This is a genomic window from Streptomyces caelestis (assembly GCF_001279005.1).
GTDB classification, from domain to species: Bacteria; Actinomycetota; Actinomycetes; order Streptomycetales; family Streptomycetaceae; genus Streptomyces; species Streptomyces heliomycini.
This window is the reverse complement of sequence record NZ_LGCN01000120.1, coordinates 192,709-217,887: the sequence shown is the minus strand read 5'-3', so window position 1 is coordinate 217,887 and position 25,179 is coordinate 192,709. Positions and strand designations below refer to the sequence as shown.

Below are 25,179 nucleotides of genomic sequence, written 5' to 3'. Positions count from 1 at the left end.
AGTGATCGCGGCGGGCAGGCAACCGCCGAGGACGCGTTCCAGCGGCGAGGCGGTGTCCACGACGGTGACCGGGATGCCGCGGGCGGCGCAGGCACCGGCGGCCCCCCGGATGAGCGTCGAACCCGTCCCGGTGAGCGCGTTCGAGTAGGTGGCGCAGGCGCTACGGCAGGTCCGGGCCGACTGCCTCCGCGATCGGCCGGCAGTCGCCCGCGACGCCCGGCATCAGTAATCCGCGCAGGTACGACACGCCGTTGGCCCGCAGGGCGCGGCGGCGGTGGACCGGTGCGAGGTCTGCGGCGAGTTCGGCGAACACCGCTTCCCTCTGCTCGGTGTCTGTCACCTCTGGTACCGCTGCGCCACTGCCGCGAAGGCGGCCTTGGGTTCCCATTCCATGTCGGGGTAGGTCTGCCCCCGGCGCCCTTCGAGGAGTTTGACGATGCCCAGGCCGGCCCGGTCCAAGTCGTCCCTGGGGTCGCCGTCCGGGCGGTGCGGGTAGCCGGGCAGGGCGAACAGGAACACGAACGCGCTGTCCACGCCCTCGGTCTCGAAGATCTCCAGCAGTTCGCTCAGATATGCGGCCTGACCGGCCTCGTCACGCTCGTACACGCCGTTCAGCCGTACAGGGGCCTTGGTCCTGGGGTCGTGCTCGACCACTTCCAGCACCCGCCCACCGCGGTCTCCCGCGCCGCGGTAGGCCGCGGTGCCGAACCCGGTGACGGCGAGTGGCTTCGGGCCCCGGGCCAGGGTGCGCACCGCGTCCCGGAACCGGTCGGCGACCTCGGCGGAGCGGATCAGCTCGAACGTCACCACGTCGAAGGGAGTCCAGTCGACCTGCTCGAACTGGATGGACGCGTAGGTGAGCCCGCCCTGGAAGCGCTCGCGGACCGTGGCCGCGGCGTCGCGGAGGAACGCGTTGATGCGCACGCCGAGTTCGCGCATCGCTTCGGCCCGCCGCCCGGGTTGGCTCATCAGCTGCTCGACCCGTTCCTCGGGGCTGTCTCCGGGCAGGAACCCGCGGTTCATCACGCTCAGCTCGACCCCTGCGACGAACACGACTGTGGCCCCCTGCCGCCGGAGCCGTTCCGCTCGCTCGGCGCAGTCGCGGAAGAGAGCGAGGATCCGCTCCGGATCCAGCTCCAGCGGATAGGGCGAGAACCAGACCTCCAGGCCGAGCTCGGCGGCGGCACCGGCGGCCAGCTCCAGCCGGTCCGGGTCGCCGCCGATGATCTGGACCGCGTTGCAGTGCAGGTCGTCGCGGATGATGGCGAGCTCGCGCCGGACCACCGCGGGGTCGAAGTGCTCGCGGGACATCCGGCCGTGCACGACGAATCCGGTGTCGTAGGTCATCCCTCTTGCCCGCATGGTGACGTCCTCTCTGTCGGTCTCGGTCGGGTCGAGACTGACAAGAAAAATGCGTACGCGCAAATTTACGCGAGCGCAACTTTGCGGGCGCGCAGCGCCGTATGGAACGCTGACGTCGTGACGACACCACCACGAGGGCTGCGGGAGCGGAAGAAGCAGGCCACGCGCGAGGCGCTACGCGAGGCGGCCCTGCGCCTGGCCGTGGAGCGCGGACCCGACCAGGTGCGGGTCGAGGACATCGCCGAGGCGGCCGGGGTCTCGCCGCGCACCTACAACAACTACTTCGCCAGCCGCGAGCAGGCGATCGTCTCCGCCGTCACCGCGGACCGGGAGGCGCGCATCGCGGCGGCGGTCGCGGCCCGGCCCGCAGGAGTGCGCCTGGCCGACGCCGTCACCGAAGCGGTGGTCGAGCAGTACACGAACACCGGCGAGCGCGAGCACAAGGCGCTGCTGCTGATCACCACCCGGACCGCGCTGCGCGACGCGTTCCTCGACACCGCCGCCGGCATCGAGCCCCCTCTCACGGCGGTGATCGCCGAGCGCCTGGACGACGCCGAAGCGCACACGGCCCGCGTCCTCGCGGCAAGCGTGGCCGCGGCAGTTCGCATCGCGCTGGAAGGCTGGCTCCGGCCGGCCGGGAAGGCAGAGGCCGCCGAGAGTCTCGCCGCCGGGGGACTGGTCGTGCCCTCCGGCTCACTGCCCGACCGGCTCCGCACGGCGCTGGCCCCGCTCGCGCCCGCGTTCGACGCCGCCGAACAACACACCCAGCCGTGAAGCCGACCCGACTACGGCCACGCACCAGCCGGCCGCGCCGCCGCCCTGAACGGACAGCACTCCCAGAGCCTGTCCGGCGGGCACGGGGCGGGACCCGCACCGCGCCGTGCCCGGCAGCGACGCTCCCCCGCACTCCCGCCGGACTCCGCGTGACCGTGGGCCGTTCGACAGCCGAGGTCCACCTGGCCGGCGAGCAGGTCCTCACCCTGAGGTTCTCCCCGCCCGGCGGCGGACCGTGGCGGCTGCGGGCCCGTACGACGGGGTCAGGGCGCAGCGAGTTCGCCGTCGTGGCCTGGAACCCGGCCCCGCAGGACATCCGACAGGGAGCCCGGCCGGCGCCCCGGGCAGCACAGTGTGCTTGATTCCCAGGCCGCACGCGGCCTGAAGGCCGACCCACCCGCACGCCGACGGGCCCCGCGCCCCCGTACCGCGTGGCGCGGGGCGACAGCCCCGCGTCCTGCCCGAGAGGCGGACGGTCCCCGGCGGCGCCTTGGGGACTTCTCCGCCGGCCGGCGTCAGGCCAGGGGGACCGTGCGGGGCACGCCCCGGCGGAACACCGTCCAGGTGCGGAAGCCGATGTCGTGCAGCACGCGCACCACGTCCGGGTACTGGTCGCAGACGCGCTCGGGGACGTGCGCGTCGGAGGCGAAGGTGAGGGGCACGCCGAAGTGGTGGGCGCGCTCCAGGAGGTCGTGCTCCGGGTACCAGCCGCCGTGCATCTTGGTGCCGCCCGAGGTGTTGACCTCCATCACGGCGCCGGCGTCGCGGATCGCCCGGAGCATCTCGTCGGCCGCGGCCGGCGCGGGGACGGTCCCCAGCCGCGGGTGGTTGCCCTTGAGGGCGTCCACGTGCCCCATGACCTGGAAGAGCCCCGAGCGCGCGCACTCCGCCACCGCACGGAAGTACCGTCCCTTGATCGCGGCCAGTTCGTCCTCGCCGTCCTCGAGGGTCTCCCAGCGGGTGGTGTCGAAGATGTCCCGGCCCTCGAACATGTGGACGGAGCCGATGACGTAGTCCAGCGGGTACCCGGCCAGCTCCCTGGAGTAGGGGTCCATCCGGCCCCGGAAGAAGTCCGCCTCGGTGGAGACGAGGATCTCGATGCTGCGGGCGAACTCCTCCTTCAGCGCCAAGGCCTCGGCTATGTACGAGGGGAACTCCGACTTGGGCATCGCCACCGGGGGCAGCGCGTGGTCGGCCTCCTCCGCGAACATGGGGGTGTGGTCGGACAGGCCGAGCACCTTGACGCCCTTGTCGAGCGCCGCCGTGACGTAGTCGCGCAGCGAACCGGTGGCGTGCCCGCACCGCTCGTGGTGCGTGTGAAGGTCGATCACCGGCTCACACCGCCAGGTATCCGCCGTCGACGGGCAGGTCGGTGCCGGTGATGAAGCTCGCCTCACCGGAGAGCAGGAACGCGATCGGCGCCGCGATCTCCTCGGGATCGGCGAACCGCTTCAGCAGGAACTTCCCGCCGTGTTCGGGCGCCGCCTCGGCCGTCGCCCGGTCCAGGCCCAGGGCCTCGCGGTGGAAGCGCTCGTTGTTGGCGTTCCAGACGGTGCCCGGGCTGACCGAGTTGACGCGGATGCCGCGCGGGGCCAGTTCCTCGGCCGTGCACCGGGTGAAGCCGAGTACGGCGGACTTCCCCGTGTTGTACGTCAGGTAGCCGCTCTGGGAGATGTGCGCCGAGATCGAGGCCATGTTGACGACGGCCGCGTCGGCGTCGCGCTCCGGGAGGCCCGCCACGAACTCACGGGTGACGAGCGAGAGTCCGACGATGGTCGGGTCGAGCGCGGCGTGCCAGTCCTCGGCGGTCGCCTCCAGCCCCTTGAAGACGAACCCGGCAGCCAGGTTGACCAGCAGTGTCGGCCGGTCCCAGCCGTCCGGGAGGTCCGCGAAGGCGGCCTTGACGGCCGCGGTGTCCATGACGTCGCCCACCGCGAGCCGGACCTCGTACCCCTCGGCCGTCCACTTCTCGACCGCGGCCCGGCCGTGCTCCGCGCTTTTGTCGTAGACCAGGACCCGGCAGCCCTCGGAGCACAGGCGCTCGACGACCGCGGCTCCGATGCCCTGCGCGCCGCCGGTCACCATCGCGGTGCGTCCGGCGAGTCCTCGTGCCCGGCCCCTCATCCTGCCAACTCCTTCGTGGTGGTCCATCGTGCGACGAGGCGGACGGCCTCGTCGCGGTCCAGGTTCTCGGTGGCTCCGTGCGGGGACAGCGTCCGCCCGGCGCCGTCGGTGACGTCCGGGTCGGTGGCGAGCGCGGCCACCGCGTCCAGATCCACGCCCGCCCGGACCAGGGCCCGGCCGAAGGAGGTGCCGTCCAGGCCGTCGCCGTCCCCGGCGGTGAAGTACCGCCAGTTCTGGAACATGCCCTCCAGGTGCCCCGCGGACAGGTGCACGGCGTTGCGCCCCTCCGAGAGCTCGATGCCGTGCTCGCGGGCGAGGGCCCCGAGGGCGCCCCGCAGCGATCCGGGTGCGGCGTGGAACGGGTGCAGGGCGCCGAGCACCTCGTCACGCAGCTCCGCCACGGGTCGCTCGCTGTGGCACTCCAGCAGGCCGACCGAGGCGTCCGGGGTGCGGTACCCCTGGTCCAGGGCCGGCAGGAAGCCGTTGAGGACCACCGTCGGCCGGCCGCCCACCTCGGTGACGGAGGCGTACGAGCCGGAGCCGAGCTTGTTGATGCCCGCCTCCCGGCAGCGGTCCTCCAGCGCGCGCGGCGACAGGCCGCCGTGCGCCATCGCCACGTAGGCCGGAAGGACGTCGCGGACGCCCGCTTCCTCCCGCAGGGCGTCGAGTTCGCGACGGGCGCCGGAGGTCAGCGCGGCGACGCCGTCGACGGCCACCCGGTGCAGGCGGGGATAGTGCAGCAGCAGATCGCCACGGGCGGCGAAGTCCGCGGCCGGGACCACCGCGCAGCGCAGGACGGTCACTCCCTGGCGGCCGAGTGCCTCCACCGCCGCCGCCGACATGTCGGCGGCGTGCGGGGCGGCCATGACCTCGGGCTTGACCACGACGGCGACGTGGCTGCCGCCGTCGGGCGCCGGCGCCTGCGGCCGGCCGCTGTCGGCGCGGCGCCGGGTGTCCGGCGCCGCGGCCGACAGGGCGCGTACCTCGTCGGGTGTCACCACAGGGTGATGCCCGTCTCTATCAGTTCCGCCGTCAGGTCGCCGGAGCTCGCGACCGTCTTCTCCACCAGCTCCTTCAGCGCGGTCTCGTCCGCGTCGGGGGAGGTGACGACGACCTCGTCCGGGGCCTCCAGCGGGGCTTCCTTGGAGGTGAAGATGTGCACCTGCGAGGGGCCGCCGAACCGCTCGTGGACCTCGCGGGCCAGGCGCATGGCCATCACGTTGTAGATCTTCCCGGTGTGGTCGAGCGGGTTCTTGCCGGCGGGCGCCTCGATGCTCATCGGGCGCATCGGGGTGATGAGGCCGTTGACGCGGTTGCCGCGGCCGACGACGCCGACGTCGCCGGTGTCGGCGACGGAGCCGATCGCGGTGAGGTACGGGCGGCCGTTGCGGTCGGTGGCGTTCATCAGCATCTGCACGTCCTGGATGCCGAGCGAGGCCACGTACGCCTCCAGCTCCTGCTGGATGACGGACTTGCGGGCCCAGTACTGGTCCATCGTCTCGATGTGGGCCGCGAGGAACGGCATGTTGACGACGAGGCTGAACGTGTCCCGGCGGCGGCTGCCGAAGACCTTGACGTCCCAGCCGGTGTCGGCGTGGCGCTTCTTGAAGTCGGCGCCGTTGATGAGGTTCTCCAGGCCGAGCACCACCGTCTCCAGGCGCGACAGCGGCGCGTAGCCGTGCAGCAGGTTGGTGTCGTTGGAGACGAGGCCGGGGGCCCGCAGCGGCACCAGGTCGGCCGCGGAGGCCGGCTGGTAGCGCGAGACGCCGCGGCCCGAGCCCTGGTGGTCGACGATGCCGAGCTCGACCACCAGGTGGCGCTCGGGATCGAAACCGGTGGTGACCTCGGAGAGGACGTCGGCGGCGGCACGGAACATGATGTCGTGCACCGGGATCTCGGTGGAGCCGACGCGGTAGGCGCCCTTGCCGAACACCTTGACGCGGTACGGGGCGGTGATCTCGCCCCGCCCGAAGTCGACGTCGGCGCCGCCGCCGTACAGCGTGACCTTGTCGAACCAGTGGTGGGCGACGCCGCCGAACTCCTTCAGGCAGTGCTGGGAGTAGTAGCGGGACATGCGCTCCGCCATGGCGTCGCACATGGTGTCGGGGTGGCCGACGCCCTTGCGCTCGACGAGCTCGTAGGGGAGGTCCTCGACGGTGCGGGAGTCTCGTTCGATCGACAGCATGGCCATCTCTTCTCGGGTGATGAGGGGGAGGTGGGAGAACGGGGGGCGGTCAGGCGCGCCAGGGGCGCGGCACCCGGCGGGCGGACGCCTCGTGGGTGTCGGCCCAGCGCCGGATCGACCGGTACAGCACGTCCCGCGTGTCGGGGACCCGGACGGTGACGTCGAAGGGGTCGGTCACCGACAGGTAGCCCTGGTAGGCGCGGAAGGCGGTCACCTTCAGCACCTGCGCCCGGTCCAGGTACTCCTCGGCGAACGGCAGGTAGAAGCGGTTCCACTGCTGGGGCGTCACGTACGGCAGCCGGTCCAGCGGGGTCACGTCGTGCTCGGTGCGCCAGTCGTTCAGGGCCTCGAGAACGGTGTCGAAGGCGTCGCCGACCCGCTGGGCGCCGTCGCCCCGGCCGAGCACCGACAGCCGGTGCCCCTGCGGTGGACCGGAGTCGAGCAGCCGGGTCACGTGCTCGGCGACGTCGTCGGTGCTGACCATGTCCAGCAGGCCCTTCTCCTCCGCGACGAGCGCGGGCACGGCGCCGTTGCACATCGCGGCGGGCAGCCAGAAGAAGCCGCTGTAGCGGTCGAGCGCGCCGTCCGTCCGGGAACCCATGACGATCGGGAAGCGCACGATGTCGGCGCCGTCCCGCTCGGCGTTGACGATCCGCTCGGCATGCGCCTTGGACCACTCGTAGGAGTTGCGGTAGGCGTCGCGCGAGGGCGAGGTGATGTCGCCCTCGAGGCCCGTGACGAAGGACGAGGACAGGTGGACGAAGTGGGTCTCGGGGCCGGCCAGGGAGAGCACCGCGTGCAACGGCACGACGTTGGCGTCCTCGGCGTCCTCGTCGGGGAGGTTCCAGCGGGTGTCGGCGGCGCAGTGGACGACGGCGTCCCAGGGGCCGCGCAGCTCCCGCGGCGGCTCCTCCGTGCCGATGTGCCAGGCCCAGTGGTGCTCCCCCTCGCCGCCGCGGCGGCTGACGCCGTGCGGTGTGCGGCCGGCCGCCCGCAGCGCGCGCATGACGGCGCTGCCGACGGCTCCCGTGGCGCCGGTGACCAGGATCCTCGCGGGCACGGTCACGAGACCGCCGTGATCCGCCGCTCGATGGCGTGCAGCATGTGCTCGGCGTTCTCCCGCAGTGCCTTGGTGGCGACCGGGTTGAGCATGTCGGCGAGGAGCGGGATGCCTATCTCGAAGTCGACGACGAAGGTGACGACCGAGGTGCCGTCGCCGGTGTCCTCGACGCGCCAGTACCCGTTGAAGACGTCGAGGTCCCCGGAGACCTGGTCGAAGGACATGACCCTCGCGTCGTGGTCGAGCGTGTCGGCCTCGATCCACTCCAGGACCGAGCCCTTGAGCAGGACGGACCACTCACTGGTACGGGCCCCGGTGTCGGTCTCGCCGATCACGGTGACCGACTCGACGTTCTCCATGTAGGCGGCGTAGTCCTCGAGGCGGGTGACGGCCGTCCAGGCCTCGGCCGCCGGGGCCTTGATCGGCAGGTTGACCTCGACATGCGGCATGGTGGTGTGTCTCCTTGTGTGGTGCCCGGGGTGGGTTCCGTGGCGTCCGGCGGCAGCGGCGGGGCGTCAGTCGGCCGGGTCGAAGGTGATCTCACGCCCTGTTCCGAAGCTGCCGACGACCTCGTCGCAGACCAGGAGGGACGGCGGGTGGTGGTGGGCGGCGAGCGAGTCGAGCGCGAGCCCGGCCGCCTGCTGTCCGCGCCCGTAGAGGCGGCTGCCGACGACCGGGGTGAGGAGGGACACCACCCGGTCGCGGGTGTCGCTGAGGGTGGCGCGCAGGCCCACCGCGGCGGCCATGGCCGCCGCTCCGTCCAGGGTGCCGCTGTCGATGTCCGCGGCGAGCTGACGGCAGGCGCTGCCGAGGGTCAGCAGTTCGCGGGTGGCGCGGCCGAGCAGGGCGGTGCGCGGGCCGAAACGCCGCGAGACGTTCACCCCGTGGTACGCCGTGTCCAGCAGGCCGCTGAGGACACCGTGGTACGTGGCGGTCAGCAGCACCGAGAACCAGGCCATGCCGGAGGTGACGTTCTCGTCGATGACGTCGGCGGGGCCGCGGTGGAAGACGAGCCGGTCGTCGACCTCGACGTCCCGCAGGACCAGCCGGGCGGTGTCGGACTCCCGCATGCCGAGCGTGGGCCACTCCCCCTCGGCGTCCAGTCCGGGCGAACTGCTCGGGATCAGGGCGAGGATGGTCTCGTCGGTGCCGGTGACGCGGGCCGTCAGGCAGACCAGGGTGGCCGTGGTGGCCAGCGAGCAGGGGTACTTGACGCCGCTGACGCGGTAGCCCTTGTCGGTCGGGACGGCCTCGGAGCGGCTGGTCATGAAGTTGGGGCTGCCGCCGGGCTCGGCGAACGCGGACGCCACGAGGGCGCCGGAGCGTGCGATGCCCTCCAGCAGCATCCACGTGGTGTCGCGGTGCCGTCGGAAGTAGTCGACCATCAGGCCGACCGTGAAGGCGTGCATGTTCAGGGCGACCGCGGCGGAGGGGTCGAGCCTGCCGAGCGTGCGCTGCGCCGCGGCCGTTTCGGCCAGGTTCGCGCCGGCGCCGCCGAGGTCCTCGGGGATCGGCAGCGCGGCGTATCCGCCCGCGGCGAGGTCCTTGATGCGTTCGGCGCCGGTGACTCCCTCGCGGAGCCGGGGCGGCGTCCACGCCGTGCTCCAGCCGGCGTCCAGCAGAGCCCGGTGCGGCGGCACGCCGTCGTCGGGGTGTCCTGCCGTGTTCTCGGCAGCCGTGCCCATGGTTCTCCCTTCGCCCGTCACGGACCGGCCGGCCCGGTGGCCCGCGTGCCCGGCTCGCCGTGACGGATCGACTCTAGGCAGCGCGGAGGCCGTAGTTCAGCGGGTGTTTCTTTGTGCGGAACGCGAGATCGCGCAAAGGCGGCTCCGCCGGTCGTCACCGGCCTGGCACGGGCCTCGCCCGGCCCGTCGTCACAGCCCGAGCAGGGTGAAGAACGCGTCCGGCACGGGAGCACCGGGCGTCACGCGGACGGTGTCCCAGCCGAGGGCCGCGGCGGGTACGAGGTCGAGTTCGGGCGAGTCGCCCACCATCACCCGGCGCTCGAAGTCGCCCTCGCCGATCCGCCGGAACGCGCGGGCGTCGGGCTTCTTCGGGCCGCCGTCGGCGGTGAACAGTCCCCGGTCGAAGATGTCGGGCGCCTCGGCCTGGCGCAGCAGATCCCACATCAGGGTGCCGGGCAGGTAGCAGTTGGACAGGAGCCGGAGCGTGTGGCCCGCCTCGTGCGCCCGGCGCGCGGCCTGCGCGACCGGCGCGCACAGGACGTATCCGTCGGGGTCGGCGCAGCCCAGCGCCCGCCACAGGGCCCCCTCCACCGCGGCCCGCTCCCGGACGGCGCCCTGGGCGCGCAGCGCGCCCTCCATCAGGTCGAGGGTGGCGGGCTGCGAGGCGCCCGGGTCCGTCATGACCTCGTACAGGGTGCCGTACACGGTGTGCACGACGGCGCCGGCGGACCCGGTGTCCAGCTCGAGCGCGTCGGCGAGGACGGCGGTGAACCGTTCCGGGCCCGGCAGCGGCCGGGACGTGACCAGGGTGTCGAAACAGTCGAAGACGACGAGCGCGGACATGGGTGTCCCTCTCTGACGGCGTCCCGGATCCGGCGGCGTACCGCTCAGGACCAGGAGAGTTTGCGGTGGTCGGCCCGGAAGAAGACGAGGGTGACGGCGGTGAGGCCGGCCGTGAAGGCGCAGAGGACGCCCGCCGGCAGCAGGACGTCCGCGACCCCGCCGCCGCGCAGGACGACCTCGTTGAAGCCGCGCATCGCCCAGTAGCTGGGCACGGCGGGAGCGAAGGGCTCCGCCCAGTCCGGCATCGCCGACTGGGGGGTCAGGGCGCCGCCGAGTCCCGCGAAGACCAGGGCCAGGATATTGGCGATGACGCTGAGCTGGGAGATCGTGCGGCACAGCGCGACCAGCGCCATGCCCACCATGACCACGCAGAGCGCCAGTGGCAGCGCCACCACCACCAGGGCGAGGAGGGAGCCCGTCACCCGCAGGTCGAACAGCGCTCCCCCGGCCCCGAAGATGACGGCGAGCTGGAGCACCGCGGCGGCCAGCGGCACGACGACGCGCGCGGCCAGCAGCTCGACCGGGCGGGCGGTGCTCGCGCGCAGCCGGTCCCAGGTGTTCCAGCCGTGTTCGCGGAACATGGCGAAGCCGACCACGTTCACCAGGAAGAAGAGGAACATCACCGCCATGCCGGGGACGCCCTGTTCGGCGCCGTTGGCGTCGGCGGCCTCGCCGCCGGCCCGCAGGGCGGCGCGGAACAGCGGCTGCATGAAGCCCATGATGAGCAGCGGCATGACCGTGCGGACCACCAGGGGCGCGGGGTCGCGCAGCAGCAGCCGGACGTCCTGCCGGACGAGGGCGGTGATCCGTGTCAGTGCCCCGTCACGCATGCTGCTCCGCCTCGATCCTGTCCGTGTTCGCGTGGTCTTCCCCGTTGCCGCCGTGCTGCCCTCCGGTGAGCCTCAGGAAGACGTTGTCGAGGCTGGGCCGGACGACGCGCAGGGCGGACAGCCGGGCGGCGGCGTCGCCCAGGGCGGCCAGCACCTGGGCCGTGACCAGGTGGGGCTGTTCCACCCGGACGAGGAGCGTGTCCCCCTGCCGGGTCACCGGCCAGGGCAGGTCGAGTTCGGGAGGCGCGCCGGAGAAGACCAGTTCCACGGCGCTGTCACCGTGCCGCCGGACCAGGTCGTCGACGGAGCCGCGGGCGATGACGCGCCCTCCGTGCAGGACCGCCACGTCCGCGGCGAGGTCCTCGATCTCGGGGAGGTAGTGCGTGGAGTAGCAGACGGCGGTGCCCTGCGCGGCCAGCTCCCGTACGTGGGCGACGAGGCGGGCCCGGGTCTCCACGTCGACACCCGCGGTGGGTTCGTCGAGGAGCACCAGCCGCGGCCGGTGGATCAGTGCCATCGCGGTGTGCACACGGCGCTGCTGGCCGCCGGAGAGCCGGGACGCGGGGCGGTCCATCAGCCCGGTGAGCGCGAGGGGTTCGGCGACCTCCTCGGTGCGCCGCCGGGCCTCCTTGCCGCGCAGGCCGGCCAGTTCGGCGAAGAACTGCAGGTTCTGACGTACCGTCAGGGGCGGGTAGATGCCCAGCTCCTGCGGGGCCAGGCCGAGTTCGCGGCGGGCCCGGCGCGGATGCCGCGTCACGGAGTGCCCCAGTACCTCGATCTCCCCGGCGTCCGGCCGCACGAGGCCCGCGATCAGGGACATCAGCGTGGTCTTGCCCGCGCCGTTGTGTCCCAGCAGGCCCACGATCGTGCCCTCGGCGATCTCCAGGTCGACGTGGTCGAGGGCGGTCGTGCCGCCGTAGCTCTTGCCGGCTCCGCGCACGGAGAGGGCCGGTGGCCGGCTCCGCGCACGGACCGGCCCCGACTCAGTCGGCACGGCGCGTCCAGGCGTCCGGCAGCAGCGGGGGCAGACCGACGCGGTCCATCAGAGGCTGCCAGGTACGGGCGAGTTTGAAGCCCTTCATCATGCCGCTGCCGGACCGGACGTCGGGCAGCGGTTCGGTGTACCCGAGCTGCGCCTCGGTCTCCGCGAGGTGGTCGCGCAGCCGCTGGAGCCACGCCTCGCCGCGCTCACCGGCCGCGTCCAGCCCCTCGGCGGCGAGCGCCGTCCCGGCCTGTGCCTCCTCGACGGGAAGACCGGCGAAGGGATCGAAGGCGGCCTCGTCGTGGCCGTACATCAGCTCGCCCTCGGTGCGCAGCCCGCGGATCGACAGCGACAGCTGGATCAGGTCGTACGCCATGAGGACGGCGACCTCGTCCTGTCCGGCGGCGACGGCGCCCTCGACGTCCTCCAGGCGGGCCCGGCAGCCCAGGAGGAGACGGGCGGCGCCGTGGCCGCGGAAGGTGAGCAGCCGCCGGAGGTCGGCGGACGCGTCGGCGGGGCCGGTGGCCGTGTCGCCGGTCACGGTCGTGGGGGAATGCGTCACGCGGGAACCTCCGGAGCCGGGTGGGCGACACCGAGCCACACCATGTTGTGCGTGAAGAGCGGAAGAAGATCCTCGGGGGGCGCGGCGCCGGCCGGCCCCGACCAGACGACGCCGTCGCTGTCGGCGGCCGGCAGGCCGAGCCGCCGTACTTCCAGGGCCCGCAGCTGCCAGCGGTCCACGACCGTGCGGTCGTCCAGTTCCGTGGCCCCGGCGCCGGTGGCCCAGCGCAGCACGGTGTGCAGCGTCCCGGCGGGGCCGACGAGGCGTTCGACGGCGTCGAGGCAGAACGGCACCCGCTCGCGGGGATCGGCGGGCGTCAGGACGGTGCGCAGCAGCCGCAGGTTCTCGTGGTCGCCGAGCACCTTCAGCTTCTCGCCCGCCCACTTGGCGGCGAAGTACAGTTCCCCGCCGTCGGCCGCACGGGCGTTCAGCGCGGCGACGACCGCCTCGCGGGCGCGGACCGCGGCCGTCTGCGGCTTGGCGTCGAGCAGCCAGCGGGCGGCCCGGGCGAGCCGGTGCGCCTCGACCACCCACCACTCCCGCAGGACTTCCGCGAGCCACGGCCCGCGCAGCCCCGCGTGCCAGTCGTCCCAGGGCTCGACGACCGCGAGGGGCAGTCCGAGGGCGAGCCGGGAGACGGTGCTGAGGGTACGGCGCCGGTGGTTCCAGGCGTCCTCGGTGACGCTCTCGAAGCGCGGCCACGGCTCGGCGGTCAGCGCGGCGGCACTCGCCCGGACGGTGCTCGCCCGGCGGATGCCGATGTCGATCAGCGTGCCGTGCTCGTGGGACTGGATGGGGAAGCGCTTGAGATTCTCGTTCTCGACGAGCACCAGGAGATCGAGGTCGCTGCGCACGTTGCCGAAGCCCGCGAGCACCGACCCGGCGGCGACCGCGAGGGCCGGCGTCCCCATGCCCTGGTCGGCCTCCTTGAGCACGGCGTCCTTGCTCAGTCCCCGCAGGTCGAGGAAGGCGGCGAGGCGCCTCTCCAGGACATCCGGTTCGGGGAACGCCGCAGCGCCCGGGGAAGTGGTCTCCATGCGTCGGTGCACCTTTCGGATACGGACGGCGAGGATGATCACCCTGTCAAGGGCGTCGTCCGGGTTCAACGCGTGTTCCGGCAGCCGGAACACCGCTTCACAGGGACGCGCGCGGGGGGCTAGAACCGTGTCCCGACAGCTGCGGACCGTCCGCCCCGCCGACCGGCGGCACTCCCGTGAGGGGCACCGCGTCGTGCGGTCCGCGATCCGCCGGACCACGGAAGAGGACGGCTGCGCACATGACCGCGAACACCGGTGACAGGACGGCCCGGGAGGCGCTCACCGCCATCCGGCGGCACCTCTCGCCGCAACTGGCCCTCGTCTACGGCATGAACGGCTCGGGCGCCGTCGAGGCGCGGGGCGAGGGCGCGCGGATGCACCTCTCCGACGGCCGCACCGCGCTCGACTTCGGCAGTTACGCGGTGACGCTGCTGGGCCAGCGCCACCCGGCCGTGGTGGCGGCGGTGCGTGACGAGCTGGACGCGATGCCGGTGTCCAGCCGGGTCCTGGGCAACCGAGCCACCGCGGCGCTCGCCGGGGCGCTGGCCGGCTGGGCCGACCCGGGCCGCCTGACGAAGGTGTGGCTGGGGCTGAACGGCGGCGACGCGGTGGAGGCGGCGCTAAAACTGGCCCGCCGGGCCACCGGCCGCCGGCGGGTGATCGCGGTCGAGGGCGCCTACCACGGCAAGTCCATGGGCGCGCTGGCCGCGACCTGGAACGCCCGCTACCGCGAGTCCCTGGAGCCGCTCCTCGGCGGGGTGACCCACATTCCCGCGGACGTCTCCGCGGTGCCCGGCGCCTTCGAGGGCGAGGAGGTCGCCGCCGTCCTGTTCGAGCCCGTGCAGGGCGAGGGCGGCGTACGGCCCCTGGACCCCGCGTTCCTGAAGGCCCTGGCCGACGCGGCCCGCGCCCACGGCGCGTTCGTCATCGCCGACGAGGTGCAGACCGGGCTGCGCCGCTGCGGCCCTCGCCTGGTCGGCACCGACCTCGGTCTCGAGCCGGACGCCGTACTGCTCGGCAAGGCACTGGGGGGCGGGGTGCAGCCGGTGTCCGCCGTGGTGGCGACGCCGGAGCTGTACGCGCCGCTCGCCGCGGACCCCTTCGTGCACACGACCACGTTCTCCGGGCACCCGCTCGGTGCCGCGGCCGGTGTGGCGGCGCTGCGGGTGGTGGAGGAACTCGCCCCGCGCGGCGCACGCCTGGCGGAGGTCCTCGGCTCCGGCCTGACCCGGCTGGCGGAGCGTCACGCCGGTCTGGTCACCGCGGTGCGCGGACAGGGCCTCCTGTGGGGCGTCGAGTTCGCGACGCGGGCCGCCGCCGGCGAGGTCCTGATGGAGCTCGGCCGCCGGGGCCTGGTCGTCTCGCCCTGTCTGGGCCGGCCGGAGGTGCTGCGGCTGCTGCCGCCGCTGGTCGCCACGGACGAGGACGCCGAGGAGGCGCTCGCCCTGCTGGACGCCGTCTACTCGGCGGTGCCCGACGAGTTCCGGACGCCGGCCGCCGCGGCCCGGCCCTGACCGTCCGACGCCCCGCTCCACGACCGTCCGGGCCGGGCCCCGGCAGCAACGCAAGGAGGACGAGATGAGCACGGAACCCGGCGCACCGGCCGGAACCCGGGACGCACGAGAGACACGGAGCACGCGGGAGACACAGGGGGCGCCCGACCAGACCGGCGTCCAGTACCGCTACCACCGCGACCTGTTCCCCGCGCTGCACGACTGGGAGAACACCGAGCGGGCCATCGTGGAGTTCACCGGCGAGCAGGGACCCGACGGGCTCCTGGGCCTGGACCAGATGGGTCACTTCGGCCCCCAGGGCTGCGACGCCGTGGTCGGCGCCGTCGTCGCCCGCCTGGGCCCCGGCCGTGCGGTGGACCTGTGCGAGCTGGGCAGCGGTTTCGGCGGCGCGCTGCGCTACACCGTGGACAGGCTCGCCGCCGCGGGCGTCGAGGTGCGGCGCTCCTACGGTGTCGACCTCGTCGCCGAGCACTGCGAGGTCAGCGCCCGGATCAGCCGCGCACAGGGCCGCACCACGATGACGGAGCTGTGCGCCTCGGCCACTGCCGTGCCCCTCCCCGCCGCCTCGCTCGACCTGGTGCTGGTCACGGGCTCGATGCCGCACTTCCCCGACCCGGGCGCCGTACTGCGCGAGGCGGCGCGGCTGCTGCGGCCCGGCGGGCTGCTGGTGCTCACCGAGGAGGTGAGCCTCACGCCGGACGGCGAGGAGCCCTCGGAGGCGTTCCGCGCGATCCATCCGCGCGGCGTCTTCTTCACCACGTCGCTGACCGACCGGACGGACCAGCTGGCCCGGGCCGGTTTCGGCGACGTGGAGCGCAAGGACCTGACCGACTGGGCCGTGGCACTGCTCGCCGACCGGCTGAAGGTGGTGCGCATCTTCCGCGGGAGCGTCGCGAACATCTACGGGGGAGCCTCGGCGGACCTCATCCGGGACACCCTGACCGCGGCCCGGGAGGAGTACCTCGCGGGCAGACTGCTGCCCACGCTGTTCGTGGCCGGGAAGCCGTAGCCGGGAAGGACGGCGGGTGCCGTACGCCGTCAGGAGGCGGTCAGCAGTTCGGGGTTGCGCTGCAGGGCGCGGGAGACGGCGGCGCACGCGGCCTTGAGGTGCGCGGCCGCCAGGCCCACGTGGAACCCGGCCTGCGGCCCCGCGACGGCCAGTGCCCCGGCGACCGCGCCGGATGCCGTCAGCACCGGGGCGGCGACACCGACCACGCCGGGCACGCCGCGGACGGCCGCGAAGCCCTGATGCCGCACACGGGCCGACTCGACCTCCCGGACGCGCGCGCCCCGGCCGGCCACGGTGTCGTCCTCGGCGCCGAAGGCACGGAACACCCTCGTCGCGGCCCGGTCGGAGGCCCGGGTCTCCTCCGTGCCCAGTCCGCGGCCGGGTTCGTGGGCGCGCCGTACGGCGTCCACCAGGACGGCGTCCGCACCGGTGGGGTCGGCGATGAAGACGAACGCGCTGCCGTGGGTGAGCCGGTGCAGTTGTTCCGCGTGCGGGAAGGCGATGTCGCGGAGCATGAGCTGGCGGGGCACCCGGGCCCCCAGCATGAACAGGCCCATGCCGAGTCTGAGTCCCTTCTCCCCGCGCTCCAGCATGCCCTCCTTGACGAGCTCGGTGATGATGCGGTGGGCCGTCGCCTTGGGCATGTCGGCCCGGCGGGCGATCTCGGAGAGCGGGAGTTCCGGCTCGCCGGACCGGAAGGCGCGGAGGACGCCGAGACCGCGCGCGAGCATGGAGCGGGAGCTGTTATCGACGGACAAAGGGATGACCTCCATGGCGGGGCGGAACGGTGGTGCGGTGCCGGCCCGGTACGCGACGGGGCGTACCGGGCCGACGCGGGCTCCGGGAGGGGGAGCCGCTACGCGGCGAGGGCGCCGGCGGCGTGCCGGTCGCGCAGTTCCTCGGCGTGGGTGACGACCTTGCGGATGCCTTCGGCCCAGGCGTCCATCAGGTCGGGGCGCTCGTCGGAGTACGTGGGCAGCCGCAGCGCGCGGGCGATGTAGGCGTCGACGCCCGGGAACTCGTCGCCCCGGTACACGCGGTAGGTGTTGTCCCCGGGGTGGTACGTGCCGGGGTGCCAGGACGGGCTGCGGAAGGCGGCCTCGCGGTGCAGCGGAGGCGAGGTGGGCCGGGTCAGCGGGACGCCCTCGGCCCTGACGGCGGCCGTGAAGACGTCGACGGGCAGGCCGCCGAGCTCCTCGGCGACGTAGAGGGGCTGGTAGCTGACGTAGTGGGCGACGCGGTCGACGTGCCGCTGTCGCACCGGCGGGGTGATGCCGGGGATGTCGTCCAGGAGGGCGCCGAGCCGGCCGTAGTTCCGCTCGCGTCCTGTCAGCACGGTGTCGAGCCGGGCGAGGGCGCCCCGGGCGAGGGCCGCGCCGACCGGGTGGATGCGGTAGTTGAGGCCGAAGCCGGTCCGGCCGTAGGCGCCGTACTCGTCGCTGGTGACGTCCTCCTCGCCGCGGTCGATGCAGTGACCGAGCATCACCGCGCGCTCGTAGATCCTGCGGTCGTCGGTGACGAGAACGCCCCCCTCGCCCGCCGTGACCTGCTTCTTGGCCTGGAGGCTGAAGGCGGCGACGTCACCGTGGCGGCCGACCGGCCGGCCCGAGCACTCCGCGCCGTGCGCCTGGGAGCAGTCCTCGACGACCGCGAGGCCGTGTTCGCGGGCGAAGGCGGTGATGCGCTCCATGTCGGCGGGGAAGCCCATCAGGTGGGTGACCACGACGGCCTTCGTGCGCGGCGTGAGGTGGGCGGCGAGCCCGTCGGGGTCGAGGATTCCGGTGTCGGGATCCACGTCGGCGAGGACGGGGACGCCGTTGCAGGTGAAGACCGGCATGGCGGTGGCGAGGAAGGTGTAGGCCGGGGCGATGACCTCGTCGCCGGGACGCAGATCCAGGCCGAAGAAGGCCGAGTGCAGGGCGGACGTGCCCGAGTTGACGGCGAGGGCGTGGGCGGCGCCGAGGCGCTCCCGGTAGCCGTTCTCCAGGGCCTGGACCTCGCCCTCGCTGCCGTTGTAGGTGATCTCACCGCGTCGCAGCAACGCGGTGACCGCTCCGATGTCCTCCTCGGTGATGTTCGGCCACTTGGGCCGCTCGGCCGGGGTCAGCAGGGGCTCTCCGCCGAGGAGCGCGAGTCGCGTCATGCCCGTTCCTTACTGAGTAGTTCTCGGATGTCGTGCGGGGTCCGCAACCGCAGGCAGGGCACGGAGCGGGCCTGCATGCGGGCGAACAGTTCGGTGTTGGTGCGCCGGACCACGGGGAACTCCCGGTGGGCCCAGAGCACGAGCTGCAAGGCGCTGCCGGGGCGTTCGCGGTTGCCGTTCCACAGCTCCTCCCGCGTGCGCAGCCGTCGTACGGTGCGACGCAGCAGCCGGGCCGTGGTGGTCCCGCGGGGCGGGTCGACCCAGACGACGGTGTCGGCGAGTTCCTCGAGGACCGGGTGGGCCGCGCCGTACTGCCCGTCGGCGATCCAGCCGTCGGTGCGGTCCAGGGCGGCGACGTCGGCGAGGAACTCGTCCTCGGGACGCCGCTGCCAGCCCGACGCCCAGAACATGGCGTCCAGCTCGTAGTGGGGCAGACCCCGGGCCTCGGCGAGGGCGCGGGCGACGGTGCTCTTGCCCGCGCCCGAGGGGCCGACCACCCACACCCGGCTACCGGTCGTGCTCACGTCCTTCGCCCTCCTTCCCTTGCCGGGGGCGGTACGGGGACGTCTCCGTCCAGGAGCCCGGTCAGCGCGGCGGTTCCGTCGTGCAGGGCGGAGAAGTCCTGCCGGAGTTCGACGCCGGGCACCTGTGCCGCCAGGCGGGCGAGGAGGTCCTGCCGGACCGCCGGCGGGACGGGGCCGAAGAACGGCAGCAGGAAGTCGGCGTGCTTGACCACGGTGGGCAGTTCGTTGGCCGTGAGCCGGGCCAGGGTCTCCTCCGGGCCGAGGGGCACGACACCGGGTTCGGGGTGGAACCGGGGGAAGACCAGGACCCCGACCGGCGCCTCGGCCAGCAGCTCAGGGCCGCCCGCGAGGTCGCGCAGTTCCGCCGGGTGGAGCAGGCGGTCGGTGTCGCCGGGCAGTCCGACGGCGGCGAAGGTGTCCCCGCGCACGGAGACCCGACGGGGCCAGCCCCGCCCGGTCCAGCCGCCGGCGTCCGCACGGACGGAGACGTCGTCGTTGCCGACGAAGCGGAGCCCGTGACGCAGGGCGGACAGGACGGTGGAGGTCTTCCCCGCTCGCTTCGCGCCCAGCACGAGCGCGCCGTGCCCGTCGTCCCGGGCGACCAGCCCGGCGTGCAGGAAGACCTCCGGTTCCTCCGCGTGCATCAGCCGCAGCAGGATGCGGGTGAACCGGACCAGGTTGTGCCACAGGAAGGAGCGCGGCATCGCCGGGTCGAACAGCACCTCGCGGGCCGTTCCGTCGTACCAGAGCCGGGTGGGGGGTTCGGTGGCGCTGGTGATGACCACCTCCTCCCCCGCCGGCCGCTCGCGGTCCGCGGTCCCGATCCGCCAGCGGGCGTCGTCGGGGCCGTCGGGCCCGGGAGCGACCCGGACGTAGGGGCCGAGCAGCTCCCGGACGTACGCGGCCGCGTCGCGGCTCACGTCCAACGCCACCGCGTGCCCCGGGGTGCGGCACACGTACCGCGTCATCGCGGTGTCCCCTGCGGAGCTGTGGCGATGACGTCGGAGAGGATGCCGCGGACCGCGCCGGCGCCCTCGGCCCGCCAGCCGAGGTACCACTCCAGGATGCCCGGGGCGCGCCGCGCGACCTGCCGGAGGTAGTCGGGCGACGGGACGAAGTTCAGCTCCAGCACCGGGATGAGGGAGCCGAGTTCCTCCGGTGTGAGCGGCTCGCGCGCCGTCGCGGCGGCGAGGACCGCCCGGGCCCGGTCCGGCAGGACCTGGAAGCCGCCGCGGGCCTTGCGGGGCAGGAACAGCAGTGCCCGTGCCACGTCGTAGACGCGGGAGCGCAGCTGCAGCGCGTCCCAGTCGAGGACGCAGGCCAGCTCCCCGCTGTCGGAGTACAGCAGGTTGGAGCCCGCGACCTCGCCGTGGGTGAGGACCTCGGGGAGGTCTCCGTACCCGGCGAGTTCGGTGCGGGCCCGGCGCAGCACCGCCGCGTAGGCGCGCCGGGCGCGGGCGCGCACGGCGGCGCTCACGTACGGGGCGGCTATCTCGTCGACCTCGTCCAGTGCCGCGTGCGGGGGCCGCTCGGTGGTGAGCCAGAACTCCAGGTTGCGGGTGGAGCTCTGGCCGTCCGCGGGCAGCCCGTCGACCGGGACGCGGTGCAGTGCCGCCAGGAAGGCGCCGGCCTGTTCGATGTCGCCCGGCCGGCCCGAGTCGAAGGGCCGGCCCTCCCGCCAGGGCCGCAGTTGCCAGACGGAGCCGTCGTGGACGGCCGAGCTGCCTCCCTCCGCCGTCGGCACGGGAACCGCGACCGGGATGCCGGCGGCGGTCAGCCGGGGCAGGGCGGCGTGCTCGAAGGCCGTCCACTGCGGGGCGACGTCCCGCCCCAGCCGCTTGAGCGCGTACTCCCCGCGCGAAGTGGACACGCGCCAGACGGTGTTGACGCTCTCCCGGTTCAGTGACCACGCCCGGTGGGCACCGAGGCCGTAGCTCCGGTCGAGGACGCGGGCCACGCCGGGGTCGCGATCGGGCAGCCAGGAGGCGGGGTCAGGCATTCCCGTCGACCGCCTGCAGCGCGTGGTGCTCGCCGGCCTTGCGCACGAAGGCCTGGAAGTCGTGCAGTGCCTCGGACTCCTTGGCCCCCGTCTTCGGGCTCTTGAACAGGAAGGCGCAGACGGGGTCGATGACGCCGACCATGCCCTGGCGGGAGGCGCTGTGCGCGGTGCGGACGGCGTTGGCCAGCACCGCGGCGGCATTGGGGCTGTCCTCGACCTCCAGGCGTACCTCCATGTGCACGGGGGCGCCGATGATGCTCTCGCCCTCGATGCGCAGGAAGCACACCTTGCGGTCGCCGAGGTGCTTGACGAAGCCGTTGGGGCCCGCGGCGACCTCGCGGGAGTCGATGCCGGCGTTGGCGAGGGCCTTGCGCTTGGAGACCTGCTTCGAGCGGGACCTGGCCGGGTCGGAGAGGTTCAGGAAGTCGGTGTTGCCGCCGACGTTGAGCTGGTAGTTGTCCTTGACCTCGACACCGCGGCTCTGGAAGAGCTCGATCAGGGCGGTGTGCAGGGTGGTGGCGCCGAGGTGGCTGCGCAGGTCGTCACCGAGGAGGGGGGCGCCGTGCTCGGTGAACAGGGCCACCAGCGCGGGGTCGTTGGCGACGGGCTCGGGGGTGGCGTTGACGAAGCCCGCGCCCGCCTCGGCGGCGGCCCTGGCGTACGTCTGGACGGCCGCGGTCGAGCCGGTGGGCAGCAGGCAGACCACGACGTCGGGTCGTGCGGCGGCCAGGGCGGCGGCCAGCGACTCCGGGGTCGCGACGGCGGTGGCGGGATGGGCGTCGACGGCGTCGCCGAGCGCGCCGTCGAGGCCGTCGAGCAGCGGGCCGGCCTGGACGGTGACGCCCAGGTGCGGCACGTCCACGTGGCGGACGGCGGCGGTGCGTCCCGCGTACACGGCCTCCGAGAGGTCCTGGCCCACCTTCAGGGCGTCGACGTCGAAGGCCGCGACGAACTCCACGTCGCCGAGACGGTGACCGCCGATGTACTCGTGCATCACGCCGTTGGAGGGGCCGGGCCGCTCCCGGTCCAGGACCACGGACTGCACGAAACTGGAGGCGCAGGAGCCGACGCCGGCCAGCGCGACCCTGATCACGTTGTTACTCAATGTATTCCTCCGGACGTATACCTGACGATCGTCAGGGATTACTCGGCGTACTGGGGCATCTCACGCGGCGTCGAGGCATCTCACTCGGCCGAGGATCGGTGCGAACAGTGGATCCGGTCCAGCAATGTCCGCCCGGTTTCGGCAAACGTATATCAGTGGACTCCATTTATCCACCAAGAGAATCCAAAGAAACGTGAGGGAATCTTTCCGGCATGCGCGACGACGATATTTCCACACGCGCCTCATCGCGCATCATGCTGAATTCGGGCACCCCACGCAGGCCCCGGAAAAGCATGGAGAAAGGGAGCGTGAATGGGCGTCGCGGATCGCCCGTGAACCCTCGGGAAAAAACGGGAGGGGTTTACGGCGGGTGTGGGTCCACGAGATCATCGGCGCCGGGTGAGCGGCGCCGGGGAAGAGAACGGGGCGGCGGCTCCTTTCCGGACGGAGCAGCCCCGCCTCACGATTGCCGTCGTGCCGTGGAGGCCCTCGCACGGCACGACGGCGTCACGTCACGGTGAGCCCGGCATCGACCATGAGGTTCTCACCGGTGATGAAACCGGCCTCCGAGGAGAGCAGGAAGGCGACGGCGGAGGCGATCTCCTCCGGGTCGGCGGTGCGGTGCAGCATGTGCCGGCCGCCGATGTCCGGACGGGCGTCCGCCTCCTCGCGCGACACTCCGTACTTCTCCTTGTAGCGGCGCGCGAGGTTGTCGCTCCAGACCGTTCCCGGGCTCACCGCGTTCACCCGGATTCCCGCCCCGGCCAGGTCGGTGGCCATACACCGGGTCATGCCGATGATGGCGGCCTTGGTGGCGCTGTAGGTGACGGACCGGGGCTGCGCGATGTGCGCGGAGATCGAGGAGACGTTGACGACGCTGCCGCCGCCGGCGGCCTCCATCAGGGGCGCGCTGTGTTTGACCATCAGGGCGTGGCCCATGATGTTGACGTCCGTGACGCGCCGCCACTCCTCCACGGTGGCCTCGATCCCGCGCGTGATGAACGCGGCGGCGCAGTTCACGAGGAGTTCGACACCGCCGAACGCGGTCCGTGTCGCCTCCACCGCGGCCACCACGTCGCTCTCCTCGGAGATGTCGCCGTGCACGAAGCCGACGTGCTCACCGCCCGGGCGCCGTGCCAGTTCCGCGACCGCGGACTTCCCGAACTCCTCGTTCGTGTCCATGATCATGACGCGGGCGCCCTCCTCGACGAGGCGCTCGGCGACCGCCCTGCCGATCCCCTGGGCGCCGCCGGTCACCAGGGCGGGCCGTCCTCGCAGTCCCTTCACGTGCTGGTCCCTCCGGATTCCGTGCTCAGCTGCCGACGACATCGGGCTCGGCGGGGGCGCCGTCGGTGAGCACGGCGCGAAGCCGGGGCGCCAGATCGGCGGGCACCAGCCGGTCCGTGGCGGCGTCCAGCTCGTCCAACGTCCACCACCGGTGACCGGAGACCGTGTCGATCTCCCCCTGGCTGAAGCCGCTGGTGTCGACGGAGAAGTGGGAGACGCGGCAGAGGTAGAACCGCTCGCGGCAGTCGTAGGTGTTGCCGCCCCAGGAGGCGACGGCCTCCCGGTACCAGATCTGGGGGCCGATCTCGAACTCCGTGCGTCCGGTCTCCTCCTCGACCTCCCGGCGCAGGGCGTCCTCGGGGGACTCCCCCTCCTTGATGCCACCGCCCACCGGGTACCAGAAGGTCTCGCCGTTGGCGTCGTCCACGCTGGAGAACAACAGGAGCCTGTCGTCCTCGTCCAGCAGCAGGGCCCGGGCGCTGTAACGGATCTGCGGGGTGGTGGTCACGAGGGGTCTCCTGTCTTCTCGGCACCGGCGCGCGGGGCGAGCCAGGCCGCCAGAACGTCGCTCTTGTAGGTGGCCGGTGTCCACGTGCCGTGCCGGGCGGGCACGGCGGCGGCCAGTTCGCCGAGCCGGCCCTTGACGTCGCCGGCCGGCTCGGGGCTCGGGTCCGCGGACAGCCACCGGCCGCGGTACGCCGTGTCGGGTACGAGGATGTGCTCGGCCAGGGCGGCCACGGCCTCCCCCTCGGCGACCGGGCCGGACAGGGGCCGGGGGGCGCCGGTGTTCTCGAGCAGCACCAGCGTGTCGATCCGCGTGGAGGCCAGGAACTCGACACCGGCCAGACGCCGCATCTCCTCGTTGCTGAGCGAGATCTTGCCCTTGGGGTCCGGTCTGCGGACGGCCGCCTCACCGTGTCTGATCAGTCTGTCCTTCTCGCCGGGCTCGATACCGAGACCGGCCGCCGCTTCCCGGGTGAGGCGGGTGGACAGCGGCAGACCGACCACGGCCCATTCCGGGCCGTCGGCCAGCAGCAGGCACCGGTCGGTGGCGACGCAGTGGCCGCCCGCGCGGGCGAGCTGGACGGAGGCCGAGGTCTTGCCGGCGCCGGAGGGGCCGGCGAGGACCACCCCGGTGCCGTCGGGCAGGACGGCCGCCGCGCCGTGCAGCATGAGCGCGCCGCGGTCGACGAAGTGCTCGCGCACCAGTTCCCGCATGGTGCGGGTGACGACGAGTCCCAGCTCGTGCTCGTGCGCGGTGACGATCTCCCAGGTGAGGAAGTCGGTGGTGATCAGGGCGTGCGGGAACTCGTGCCCCTCCTGCGAGACGAGGACGAACGCTCCGTCCTCGTTCCGATGGCAGCCGTACCACCAGCCGGCGTAGGACTCACGACGCTCGGTCGCCCGTCTCGCGGTCAGCTCCGCGAGTCGCGACGGGGAGCTGACGGCTTCGATGTCGATCCGTGTGGCGGCCCGGTCCGGATCCTCGCGGGCGAGACGGTGCTGGCTGCTGACGTAGTCGAGGACCCCGGGATCCTCGGCCCGGACCCGTAACTCCAGGTCGTGCCAGGTCGTCCGGGTCTCGCGTGGTAATCCCAAGGTGAAACGCCTCCATGACGCGGAAGAAGTGATCGTGCGGCACCGGCCTGCGGGTGCCCTATCTCCCTCGCGTACCGGAGCCGAAGGCGGTCACGATCGATCCTCCTGTGGCGGATATCTCCGCAGGAGCTGCTTCTGCGCAGGAGCGCGTTCTCTTCAGCATTCCGCTTCTTTCTGTTGCGACAGACAGCGATCACCTCGGCGGATATCCACTGCGACACTTGCCTTCATGTCACGGCAGATCCTCACCGCATAACCGGATCACCCCCTGAAAGGCATGGGAGGGACCGGGCAACAATTATCGGTTTTCACTGACTGGGCAGAGGGCGAACCGGCCGGTAAGTTACTGACCCGTTAGCCTCTGGGTCTTGCGTGCTGACCCCATGGGGTTTACGGACTGCAAGCGATCATCTCAAACATCATTGAAACTTTCAACGCTCCAGTTCCCTTTCGGCGCGGGCGAGTGGGGCAGTTCCTTGTACGAAGGACCACCGGCACGCCGATTCGGCCTCCTCACCCCTTCCGATAATGTGGCGCGAAATCGGCGCAGACTTG

The 25,179-nt window shown here is 72.8% G+C and carries 26 protein-coding genes; 3 read left to right on the top strand and 23 right to left on the bottom strand.

The window, feature by feature from the left end:
• Positions 1 to 160 precede the first annotated feature (160 nt).
• Together ADK41_RS41655 and ADK41_RS12830 are read right to left on the bottom strand one after the other, a co-directional pair.
• Positions 161 to 340, bottom strand: coding sequence for a hypothetical protein (locus ADK41_RS41655; RefSeq protein ID WP_158717663.1), 180 nt, complete (start codon positions 338 to 340; stop codon positions 161 to 163).
• Positions 337 to 1,347, bottom strand: coding sequence for a hypothetical protein (locus tag ADK41_RS12830; RefSeq protein WP_030824562.1), 1,011 nt, complete (start codon positions 1,345 to 1,347; stop codon positions 337 to 339). Before ADK41_RS12830 ends, ADK41_RS41655 begins: the two co-directional genes overlap by 4 nt.
• 132 nt (positions 1,348 to 1,479) lie before the next feature.
• Here ADK41_RS12830 and ADK41_RS12825 point away from each other — a divergent pair, with 132 nt between their 5' ends.
• Positions 1,480 to 2,136 carry a TetR/AcrR family transcriptional regulator gene (locus ADK41_RS12825; protein WP_030824558.1) on the top strand — a complete coding sequence of 219 codons (657 nt, stop codon included), beginning with the start codon at positions 1,480 to 1,482 and terminating at the stop codon, positions 2,134 to 2,136.
• Positions 2,137 to 2,651: 515 nt separating this feature from the next.
• Here the strand turns inward: ADK41_RS12825 and ADK41_RS12820 are convergent.
• The 12 genes from ADK41_RS12820 to ADK41_RS12765 all read right to left on the bottom strand — a co-directional run bounded on the left by ADK41_RS12820 (position 2,652) and on the right by ADK41_RS12765 (position 13,444).
• Positions 2,652 to 3,467: a histidinol-phosphatase gene (locus ADK41_RS12820; protein WP_030824555.1), complete on the bottom strand. Its 816-nt coding sequence runs from the start codon at positions 3,465 to 3,467 to the stop codon at positions 2,652 to 2,654.
• A gap of 4 nt (positions 3,468 to 3,471) precedes the next feature.
• Complete coding sequence (locus tag ADK41_RS12815; RefSeq protein WP_030824553.1) at positions 3,472 to 4,260, bottom strand: SDR family NAD(P)-dependent oxidoreductase; 789 nt, start codon at positions 4,258 to 4,260, stop codon at positions 3,472 to 3,474.
• Complete coding sequence (locus tag ADK41_RS12810; RefSeq protein WP_158717662.1) at positions 4,257 to 5,258, bottom strand: hypothetical protein; 1,002 nt, start codon at positions 5,256 to 5,258, stop codon at positions 4,257 to 4,259. The genes ADK41_RS12815 and ADK41_RS12810 overlap by 4 nt, the downstream gene beginning before the upstream one ends.
• The gene (locus ADK41_RS12805; protein ID WP_199821866.1) at positions 5,255 to 6,445 is read right to left on the bottom strand and encodes a methionine adenosyltransferase; all 1,191 of its coding nucleotides are present in this window, start codon (positions 6,443 to 6,445) and stop codon (positions 5,255 to 5,257) included. Before ADK41_RS12805 ends, ADK41_RS12810 begins: the two co-directional genes overlap by 4 nt.
• Positions 6,446 to 6,494: 49 nt before the next feature.
• Complete coding sequence (locus tag ADK41_RS12800) at positions 6,495 to 7,511, bottom strand: NAD-dependent epimerase/dehydratase family protein (protein WP_030824545.1); 1,017 nt, start codon at positions 7,509 to 7,511, stop codon at positions 6,495 to 6,497.
• Complete coding sequence (locus ADK41_RS12795; protein ID WP_030824543.1) at positions 7,508 to 7,954, bottom strand: type II toxin-antitoxin system RatA family toxin; 447 nt, start codon at positions 7,952 to 7,954, stop codon at positions 7,508 to 7,510. The genes ADK41_RS12800 and ADK41_RS12795 overlap by 4 nt, the downstream gene beginning before the upstream one ends.
• A gap of 66 nt (positions 7,955 to 8,020) precedes the next feature.
• Complete coding sequence (locus ADK41_RS12790) at positions 8,021 to 9,190, bottom strand: acyl-CoA dehydrogenase family protein (protein WP_030824541.1); 1,170 nt, start codon at positions 9,188 to 9,190, stop codon at positions 8,021 to 8,023.
• Between the two features lie 189 nt (positions 9,191 to 9,379).
• Positions 9,380 to 10,033 carry an HAD family hydrolase gene (locus ADK41_RS12785; protein WP_051843114.1) on the bottom strand — a complete coding sequence of 218 codons (654 nt, stop codon included), beginning with the start codon at positions 10,031 to 10,033 and terminating at the stop codon, positions 9,380 to 9,382.
• Positions 10,034 to 10,077: 44 nt separating this feature from the next.
• Positions 10,078 to 10,863 carry an ABC transporter permease gene (locus tag ADK41_RS12780; RefSeq protein WP_030824536.1) on the bottom strand — a complete coding sequence of 262 codons (786 nt, stop codon included), beginning with the start codon at positions 10,861 to 10,863 and terminating at the stop codon, positions 10,078 to 10,080.
• Positions 10,856 to 11,857, bottom strand: a complete 1,002-nt coding sequence (locus tag ADK41_RS12775) for an ABC transporter ATP-binding protein (RefSeq protein WP_037803928.1) — start codon at positions 11,855 to 11,857, stop codon at positions 10,856 to 10,858. Before ADK41_RS12775 ends, ADK41_RS12780 begins: the two co-directional genes overlap by 8 nt.
• Positions 11,847 to 12,407: a hypothetical protein gene (locus tag ADK41_RS12770; protein WP_234318704.1), complete on the bottom strand. Its 561-nt coding sequence runs from the start codon at positions 12,405 to 12,407 to the stop codon at positions 11,847 to 11,849. Before ADK41_RS12770 ends, ADK41_RS12775 begins: the two co-directional genes overlap by 11 nt.
• On the bottom strand, positions 12,404 to 13,444 hold the full coding sequence (locus tag ADK41_RS12765; protein WP_030824527.1) for a hypothetical protein: 1,041 nt from the start codon (positions 13,442 to 13,444) through the stop codon (positions 12,404 to 12,406). Before ADK41_RS12765 ends, ADK41_RS12770 begins: the two co-directional genes overlap by 4 nt.
• A 239-nt stretch (positions 13,445 to 13,683) precedes the next feature.
• On the opposite strand from ADK41_RS12765, the gene ADK41_RS12760 reads away from it, so the two are divergent.
• Both ADK41_RS12760 and ADK41_RS12755 read left to right on the top strand, forming a co-directional pair.
• Entirely contained in the window at positions 13,684 to 14,958 is a 1,275-nt protein-coding gene (locus ADK41_RS12760; RefSeq protein WP_030824525.1) for an aspartate aminotransferase family protein, read from the top strand.
• Between the two features lie 64 nt (positions 14,959 to 15,022).
• Positions 15,023 to 15,967, top strand: a complete 945-nt coding sequence (locus tag ADK41_RS12755; RefSeq protein ID WP_078661906.1) for a class I SAM-dependent methyltransferase — start codon at positions 15,023 to 15,025, stop codon at positions 15,965 to 15,967.
• A gap of 29 nt (positions 15,968 to 15,996) precedes the next feature.
• Here ADK41_RS12755 and ADK41_RS12750 read toward each other — a convergent pair whose 3' ends face one another.
• The 9 genes from ADK41_RS12750 to ADK41_RS41650 all read right to left on the bottom strand — a co-directional run bounded on the left by ADK41_RS12750 (position 15,997) and on the right by ADK41_RS41650 (position 24,624).
• The gene (locus ADK41_RS12750; RefSeq protein WP_234318702.1) at positions 15,997 to 16,725 is read right to left on the bottom strand and encodes a helix-turn-helix domain-containing protein; all 729 of its coding nucleotides are present in this window, start codon (positions 16,723 to 16,725) and stop codon (positions 15,997 to 15,999) included.
• 98 nt (positions 16,726 to 16,823) lie between these two features.
• A complete protein-coding gene (locus tag ADK41_RS12745) occupies positions 16,824 to 18,110 on the bottom strand; it encodes a DegT/DnrJ/EryC1/StrS family aminotransferase (RefSeq protein WP_030824519.1) in 1,287 nt (428 codons plus the stop codon).
• Complete coding sequence (locus ADK41_RS12740) at positions 18,107 to 18,634, bottom strand: (d)CMP kinase (RefSeq protein ID WP_199822374.1); 528 nt, start codon at positions 18,632 to 18,634, stop codon at positions 18,107 to 18,109. The genes ADK41_RS12745 and ADK41_RS12740 overlap by 4 nt, the downstream gene beginning before the upstream one ends.
• Complete coding sequence (locus tag ADK41_RS12735; protein WP_030824515.1) at positions 18,631 to 19,602, bottom strand: hypothetical protein; 972 nt, start codon at positions 19,600 to 19,602, stop codon at positions 18,631 to 18,633. The genes ADK41_RS12740 and ADK41_RS12735 overlap by 4 nt, the downstream gene beginning before the upstream one ends.
• Positions 19,599 to 20,633, bottom strand: a complete 1,035-nt coding sequence (locus ADK41_RS12730; RefSeq protein ID WP_030824513.1) for a phosphotransferase enzyme family protein — start codon at positions 20,631 to 20,633, stop codon at positions 19,599 to 19,601. The genes ADK41_RS12735 and ADK41_RS12730 overlap by 4 nt, the downstream gene beginning before the upstream one ends.
• On the bottom strand, positions 20,626 to 21,738 hold the full coding sequence (locus tag ADK41_RS12725; RefSeq protein ID WP_051843112.1) for an inositol-3-phosphate synthase: 1,113 nt from the start codon (positions 21,736 to 21,738) through the stop codon (positions 20,626 to 20,628). Before ADK41_RS12725 ends, ADK41_RS12730 begins: the two co-directional genes overlap by 8 nt.
• Before the next feature lie 507 nt (positions 21,739 to 22,245).
• On the bottom strand, positions 22,246 to 23,025 hold the full coding sequence (locus ADK41_RS12720) for an SDR family NAD(P)-dependent oxidoreductase (protein ID WP_030824508.1): 780 nt from the start codon (positions 23,023 to 23,025) through the stop codon (positions 22,246 to 22,248).
• Between the two features lie 25 nt (positions 23,026 to 23,050).
• Positions 23,051 to 23,533, bottom strand: a complete 483-nt coding sequence (locus ADK41_RS12715) for an NUDIX hydrolase (RefSeq protein ID WP_030824507.1) — start codon at positions 23,531 to 23,533, stop codon at positions 23,051 to 23,053.
• Entirely contained in the window at positions 23,530 to 24,624 is a 1,095-nt protein-coding gene (locus ADK41_RS41650; RefSeq protein WP_030824505.1) for a hypothetical protein, read from the bottom strand. The genes ADK41_RS12715 and ADK41_RS41650 overlap by 4 nt, the downstream gene beginning before the upstream one ends.
• Positions 24,625 to 25,179: the final 555 nt, after the last annotated feature.

Bases quoted from the DNA above. Each gene is read 5' to 3' on its own strand.
- ADK41_RS12830 (WP_030824562.1), bottom strand. From the start codon at position 1,347: ATGACCTACGACACCGGATTCGTCGTGCACGGCCGGATGTCCCGCGAG.
- ADK41_RS12815 (WP_030824553.1), bottom strand. From the start codon at position 4,260: ATGAGGGGCCGGGCACGAGGACTCGCCGGACGCACCGCGATGGTGACC.
- ADK41_RS12805 (WP_199821866.1), bottom strand. From the start codon at position 6,445: ATGCTGTCGATCGAACGAGACTCCCGCACCGTCGAGGACCTCCCCTAC.
- ADK41_RS12795 (WP_030824543.1), bottom strand. From the start codon at position 7,954: ATGCCGCATGTCGAGGTCAACCTGCCGATCAAGGCCCCGGCGGCCGAG.
- ADK41_RS12790 (WP_030824541.1), bottom strand. From the start codon at position 9,190: ATGGGCACGGCTGCCGAGAACACGGCAGGACACCCCGACGACGGCGTG.
- ADK41_RS12785 (WP_051843114.1), bottom strand. From the start codon at position 10,033: ATGTCCGCGCTCGTCGTCTTCGACTGTTTCGACACCCTGGTCACGTCC.
- ADK41_RS12780 (WP_030824536.1), bottom strand. From the start codon at position 10,863: ATGCGTGACGGGGCACTGACACGGATCACCGCCCTCGTCCGGCAGGAC.
- ADK41_RS12765 (WP_030824527.1), bottom strand. From the start codon at position 13,444: ATGGAGACCACTTCCCCGGGCGCTGCGGCGTTCCCCGAACCGGATGTC.
- ADK41_RS12760 (WP_030824525.1), top strand. From the start codon at position 13,684: ATGACCGCGAACACCGGTGACAGGACGGCCCGGGAGGCGCTCACCGCC.
- ADK41_RS12755 (WP_078661906.1), top strand. From the start codon at position 15,023: ATGAGCACGGAACCCGGCGCACCGGCCGGAACCCGGGACGCACGAGAG.
- ADK41_RS12745 (WP_030824519.1), bottom strand. From the start codon at position 18,110: ATGACGCGACTCGCGCTCCTCGGCGGAGAGCCCCTGCTGACCCCGGCC.
- ADK41_RS12735 (WP_030824515.1), bottom strand. From the start codon at position 19,602: ATGACGCGGTACGTGTGCCGCACCCCGGGGCACGCGGTGGCGTTGGAC.
- ADK41_RS12730 (WP_030824513.1), bottom strand. From the start codon at position 20,633: ATGCCTGACCCCGCCTCCTGGCTGCCCGATCGCGACCCCGGCGTGGCC.